Raw genomic sequence first — 6156 nt, 5'->3', positions numbered from 1 at the left:
TGTAGCTACGCTCGCCAGAGCGTGGATGATTGCCTGCCAATTCGAATCACCACCTTCTGGCGAGGGTAGCTACGAGTAGATGCTACACATTTGCGTTCTGTAGCTACGCTCGCCAGAGCGTGGATGATTGCCTGCCAATTCGAATCACCACCTTCTGGCGAAGGTAGCTACGAGTAGATGCTACACATTTGCGTTCTGTAGCTACGCTCGCCAGAGCGTGGATGATTGCCGGCTAATACGAATCTCCACCTTCTGGCGAAGGTCGCTACGAGAAGATGCTTCACTGCGTTGCCAAAACGGGGTTCACCAATCAGCGGCTTGGGCGTTAGCCCCGGTTTCTGCGTACCTAGCCGCGACCAATATTTTAGGGAACGGGCCCTACCCATTGAAGTTTCGCCACAGCAGTCGGATTCGCGGCTAGAATGCGGGACATGCCCGAGGAGACGCAATGAAGTCCTTTACAACGCTGTACCTGCATTTCATGCGGGACCGCGCCAGCCGCCGCAACTTGCGGGTGCTCGCTCAATTCATCCTTTTTCTGGTCGCGATGGTACTCGTCTACAGTGTCATCTTTCATTACCTGATGCAGTGGGAGGGCCATCAATACACGTGGATTACCGGCATCTATTGGACGCTAACGGTGATGTCGACGTTGGGGTTCGGCGACATCACGTTTCACACCGACCTTGGCCGGCTGTTCTCGATGCTGGTTTTAATGAGCGGAACAATGTTCATGCTGATCCTGCTGCCCTTTACCTTCATCCAATTCTTCTATGCGCCATGGATCCAAGCCCAGGAGGCCGCGCGTGCTCCTCGCGAGTTACCGGCAAACACCGAAGGGCACGTGATCTTGACTCACTACGGCCCCGTCGACGCTGCTTTGATTAAACAATTGACACAGTACCAATACCCCTACGTCGTGTTGGTCCCGGAAGTCGATGAAGCGCTGCGGCTTCATGATCTGGACATCCAAGTCGTGGTGGGCGAATTAGACGATCCCGAGACCTATCGGCGGTTGCGTACCGACAAGGCCGCGTTGGTCGCGACGGTGGGTACCGATGTCATCAACACCAACGTCGCCTTCACCGCGCGTGAAGTCGCCGAAAACGTCCCGATTGTTGCCACCGCAGCCGATGTCGCGTCGGTCGACGTCCTCGAACTAGCGGGTTGCACCCGAGTCCTGGAGTTGGCCGAGATGATGGGGCGTACCTTGGCCCGGCGTGTGATCGGTCGCGATGCCAAGACGCATGTCATCGGGCAATTTGATGAGTTGTTGATTGCCGAGGCGAGCGCCGCAGGCACGCCGCTTGTCGGCAGAACACTCCGAGAAATTCGATTGCGGGATCACGTCAACCTTACCGTTTCGGGCGTTTGGGAACGAGGCCGGTATCAGAACGCCGGGCCTGAGACACTGATTACCGATAACACCGTTTTGGTGCTGGCGGGAACGCGCGAACAACTCGATGAATACGACGCCCTGTTCTGTATCTATCGCACCAGCGAGGTGCCGATTGTGATTCTCGGTTTTGGCCGAGTCGGATCGGCGACCGCGCGGGAACTTGCTCGGCAGTCGATCGACTATCGCATCGTCGAAAAAAATGCCAAACAAAAGACCGAGGACGGCAAACTGATCGTCGGCGACGCTGCCGATTTGGAAATCATCAAGCAAGCCGGAATCATGGAGTCGCCTGCCGTCGTAATTACCACACATGACGACGCGTTGAACGTCTACTTGACGCTCTATTGCCGGCGACTCCGCGCAGACATTCAGATCATCAGCCGAGCGACGCTCGAACGCAACGTTCACACCCTACACCGCGCCGGCGCCGATTTCGTGATCTCCGAGGCATCGATGGGCGCGAACGCGATCTTTAATCTCCTTCGTCGCAGCGACGTGCTGCTGCTGGCTGAGGGGCTGGACGTGTTTAAAGTAAAGATCCCGCTGTCGCTTGCTGGCAAGACGTTGACCGAAGCTGCGATCCGCCAAAAGACCGGCTGTAGTGTCATCGCCATTCTCACCGACGCTGGAGTCCAAGCCAATCCCGATCCCAACACGCCGCTGCCCGCGGACGGGGAAATGATCGTGATCGGCAGCGACGATTCGCAGCAAGAGTTCTTGGATCAGTATTTGAATCGCTAACGGCGGTAGGCAAGTTCATTTCCGACGCGATCGATTGCAAAGACCTTTGGGGCGGGACCATTCGGCTGAAAATGGACGGTGACCTCGCCCTCCGGCAGTCCCAGCCGCTTCGGAGCCTGGGGCGCATTGGGGACCCGCGCCGCCAACGACTAGATCAAGTTGTGGACAAAAAAAGTGTCAGCCTCCGCTGCCTGTTCGCAAGCCTCCGAGGAGAGCGGATGACAGACAGAAAGATGAATGCGGCCGAAGGATTGGATGTTGCGTGTTTTGTTGGCTTTGTGATTGCCCGACGCGTCACGCGGGTGAAGTGTTATCTCGGTAGTGGACGAGGCTACGAGTCCCGTCGTGCCACTCAGTCGCAGGGACTCGTTGCCTCGTCCACTACCTCAACTGCTGACGGGCGAGCTACGCGCATTCCGGTAAAGCTCTTGCGGAGCGGCCCAAAACGCCATCGGAGGGTTCGTGTCATTCGGGAAACATTTTGAAATAACGAAGTCATTGCCGAACGTTTGCTTGCCGAATTTACGCTCTGGGGAGCGTGGTTCCTGGCTGCTTGTGGTGTTGTTCATCGCGATCTCGATCAATGGTTGTCGCGGGCCAGTTGGCTGAAGTACGCTTCCCAATTTTGATGGGGGCGGCCGGCGGCTTGGGCGAAGTGGCTTTCGCTGTCCGCGGCACCACCGCGGATGCCTTCGTAGATGCCAGCGATGATTGTCCCCAGAAACTCGCCTAGCTCGGCAATGCGCTCCTCGCGATACTTGGCGACCGACATCGATCGGTAGGTCAAATGCGTGCCGAATGCGAGATTTAGATAGTCGGCTAATTGCTGCTGCGTGATCGATGTGCCGTGCAGGTCGTACGTGTGGCCGTCGTGTTTGGGCTCGGTCAACATCCTCGCGTAGGCGTAGGCCAACTCGGGCCGGGATGTGTACCCGCACTTGGCGTCGCCCGCACAATTGGCAATCTCACCACGTTGTTTGTAACTTTCGATGTACTCGACATCCGGTTCGATGTAGATTCCATTGCGTCCAATCACCCATTGCAGCCCGCTGTTGCGAATGTCCTGTTCGGTTTGCCGATTGCTCTGCACGATCGGCGAGAATGACGTGCCCGCTTCCGCTCCTTGAATACTGGTGTAGACAATCTTGCTGACGCCAGCGGCCTTGGCGGCTTCGATGACATTGCGATGCAGGTCGATCCGTTTGTCTGGCGTGTCCATGCCAGAAACTAGCAATAGCGTGTCGACGCCCTCGAGCGACTTTGTCAATGGATCACGCTTGGCATAGTCCCCAGGCCGAACTTCCACACCAAGCGATGCGGCTTTCGCCAGAGTTCGCGCCAGACCCACAACGTTCTCGGCGCCGACGATGTCGATGGTGGCCTGGACAATGGCGGCGCCAAGCTGACCGCTGGCTGCTGCGACTGCGATGGTGTTGCCTTTCGACATCGTTTCCTCGATTTCGTGGTACAGGTTGCCGTGTGATTTGACTAGAACCAGATTTCGCTGAGTTGACCTGATTCAAGTTCGTTCGCGTAGCTGAGGTAGTAGTTGCGGTTGGGCGCGTTGTATTCTCGTGCTGCCAAGCCTCGCAGTGCCGCAATCTTCACTTTGCGAGCGAGTTGTCGGTCGGCATCGTCCAACCATTTGACATGGTCGCTCAATTCCAATGCCCATTGATAGTCGTGATCGGCCAAGGCGGATTGCATCTGCTCGGTCAGCTGTTGGATTCCGCCAGCCAACTCGGCCATCTTTTGGGCTTTGATTTTAGGCTCAAGCGGATTCAGCGTCGTCGGATTGCCATCGTACCAACCCAGCAGCCCTGAATAGATGGCGCGGACCGCATGAGGCACCGAACCATAGAACTGGATCAGATACGGTTTGTCCTTGAGATGCTCAGGCAGTTCGACTTCGTGAGCAAGTTGGTCGGGCCCCTTGCCCGCGTTGATGCCTCGCACCGTTTGGTCGTACACGCTGCGAATCGCTTCGCTGTAATCCTTCAGTGCCGTCGTAGCTGCTTGCTGGCCTTGGATTGGCATTGTATGGCCAGGAACCACCGCATGCGGTTGGAACTCGGCCATCTTTCCAACACTTTGGGACCAATTCAGTACGTCGCGATAGGCGGTGCCGCGAATCGCATAAAGATTGGGAAAGGAACTGTAAAAATTGTCGCCCGCGAACAACACCTTCTCTTTGGGCAGCCAGATGAACAGAGCATCATCGGTTTCCCCCGGTGCAAAGTGGAGTTCGATTTCGACACCCGCAATCGTTGTTTTCAGTCCACTGCTGGGGACGGTGATGGTCGGTGGCAGAAACCCTTCGCCGCGGTCGCCGTCTTCGGTCCCCGACGGTGCGACACCGCGATTTGTACTTTCGGCCGCCGACAATTTTCGGCCGAACTGACGCACATTTCGTTTGGCTTTGACCGGATCGACCGCCTTGTTGACGCCTTCGGCTGATCCGAACCGTTCCGTTGCATAAATGTCGGGCTGCTCGTCGCGGATAAAAGCACTGGCTCCACCGATGTGATCACCATGGCTGTGAGTATAGATGATCGCCTTGACCGGTTTGTCGCTGTATTGCCGGAACGCCTCCGCTGCTTTCGTGGCACTCGCCGGCCCAAAAAGCGTATCGATGATAATGACCCCGTCGGTGCCGACGATCATTGAGGTGTTGGCGCCATGGAAACCCACCGCGGTGAAAACGTTGTCGGCGACCTTGATCACTCCCTTCTCGAATTGGTGCTGCTGTGAATTCAGCATTCGCAGAGCGGTTTCGGGGTCGACTTGCGTTTGACCGCGAGCGGGTGCGGCGGTCAGCACGAGAAGGATCAAAAGACCGAACTTTATCGTGCTCGCCGTAAGTTGCGAAAGTAGATGTAGAAAGGTGTTCTTATTCATCGTGTGTGATCCTTTGCGAGGTCGTTCGTGAAGTTGTTCTGCATCTTTCGCAGGACGTGATGCAGACCCGTTGTCCGAGGCCTCTGTGGACGAGCCTGGTCAAATTCGTTTGAAGCATGAGACCCAGCTTCCTGGATCCCCAATGCACATGCCTGTATCCTACAGGTATCGGCCGATCGGTCAATGGAAACATGGAAAAAACTTTGCGTTCGGCGGAAGCCAAAACGATGAATCACCGCAGAAATGCTTGTTCAGCAATCAAATCGCAGTTTTTTTTAAGACGAATTTCCGCTGACGGGGCAGTTGGCGGGGACAAATGCAGATCGGCGTGAAATGCGATGAACGCTACGTACCCGAGGCATCGTCGTAGCGGAAATCGTCAACGGCTTTCGTGGGTCGGATCGGATGATGATGATCGGCTTGAAACTCTTGACGAGTTCTGCGACCAATTGGGGGAAGCGTTCAACAAGGACACGGGTTTTGGTGCATAATTGATGCACGGAATGAACCGTCTGATCAAATTTAGAAAACCGCCCCCGAACGACTGGAATTACCAACAGTGACATCGATACGAAAGTCCTCCTCCTTCTTGACTGTTTGCTTGTTGATGCTCGTGTTGCCTGATCGCGGTTTGTCAGCTGAAGAGGTGATGGTCTCCTCGCCATCGGGAAACCATGTGATTCAGTTTTCACTGCGGGATGGAGTGCCACACTACCGTGTCTCCTACCAAGACAAGACGATCCTTTCGGATTCCTCACTCTCGTTAAATTTCGAGGGTGACCCGTGGAGTGACCGCTTTGTGGTCGAGAGTACACGGACCGAGGCACAGTCGGGCAGCTGGGTTCCCGTGGTCGGATCGAAGAGTTCGTACCCGGATGCGTACAACGAATGCATTGTCCAGCTGCGGGAAGCATCGGAAGCGAAGCGACGACTCGACCTCACGTTCCGGGCGTACGACGAAGGAGTCGCCTTTCGCTACACGATTCCACAGCAGCAGGACGTTGCGAACATCAAGCTCGTTTCGGAAGACAGTCAATTCCAATTCACTGACGATCACTTCGTCTACTGGGACGACTATCCGCAAGCAGAGTATTCCAAGGTGCGGCTCTCCGAGATGC

At 55.9% G+C, this 6156-nt stretch carries 4 protein-coding genes; 2 read left to right on the top strand and 2 right to left on the bottom strand.

Annotated elements, in window-relative coordinates; translation table 11 throughout:
* Nucleotides 1-448 precede the first annotated feature (448 nt).
* Entirely contained in the window at nt 449-2140 is a 1692-nt protein-coding gene (locus ABX962_RS27235; RefSeq protein WP_372724136.1) for a TrkA family potassium uptake protein, read from the top strand.
* Nucleotides 2141-2720: 580 nt separating this feature from the next.
* On the opposite strand, the gene ABX962_RS27230 is transcribed toward ABX962_RS27235, so the two are convergent.
* Nucleotides 2721-3587, bottom strand: a complete 867-nt coding sequence (locus tag ABX962_RS27230) for an NAD(P)H-binding protein (protein WP_372724134.1) — start codon at nt 3585-3587, stop codon at nt 2721-2723.
* A gap of 41 nt (nt 3588-3628) precedes the next feature.
* Entirely contained in the window at nt 3629-5038 is a 1410-nt protein-coding gene (locus ABX962_RS27225; RefSeq protein WP_372724132.1) for an alkyl sulfatase dimerization domain-containing protein, read from the bottom strand.
* A gap of 559 nt (nt 5039-5597) precedes the next feature.
* Between ABX962_RS27225 and ABX962_RS27220 the strand changes: the two genes are divergently transcribed.
* On the top strand, nt 5598-6156 hold a 559-nt coding region (locus tag ABX962_RS27220), incomplete at its 3' end, for a glycoside hydrolase family 97 N-terminal domain-containing protein (protein WP_372724130.1).

The sequence above is a fragment of the Novipirellula sp. genome (assembly GCF_041583735.1).
Taxonomy (GTDB): Bacteria; Planctomycetota; Planctomycetia; order Pirellulales; family Pirellulaceae; genus Novipirellula.
The sequence above is the reverse complement of the archived record's forward strand: the minus strand, read 5'-3'. Positions and strand labels throughout refer to the sequence as shown.

Bases quoted from the DNA above. Each gene is read 5' to 3' on its own strand.
- ABX962_RS27225 (WP_372724132.1), bottom strand. From the start codon at position 5,038: ATGAATAAGAACACCTTTCTACATCTACTTTCGCAACTTACGGCGAGC.
- ABX962_RS27235 (WP_372724136.1), top strand. From the start codon at position 449: ATGAAGTCCTTTACAACGCTGTACCTGCATTTCATGCGGGACCGCGCC.
- ABX962_RS27230 (WP_372724134.1), bottom strand. From the start codon at position 3,587: ATGTCGAAAGGCAACACCATCGCAGTCGCAGCAGCCAGCGGTCAGCTT.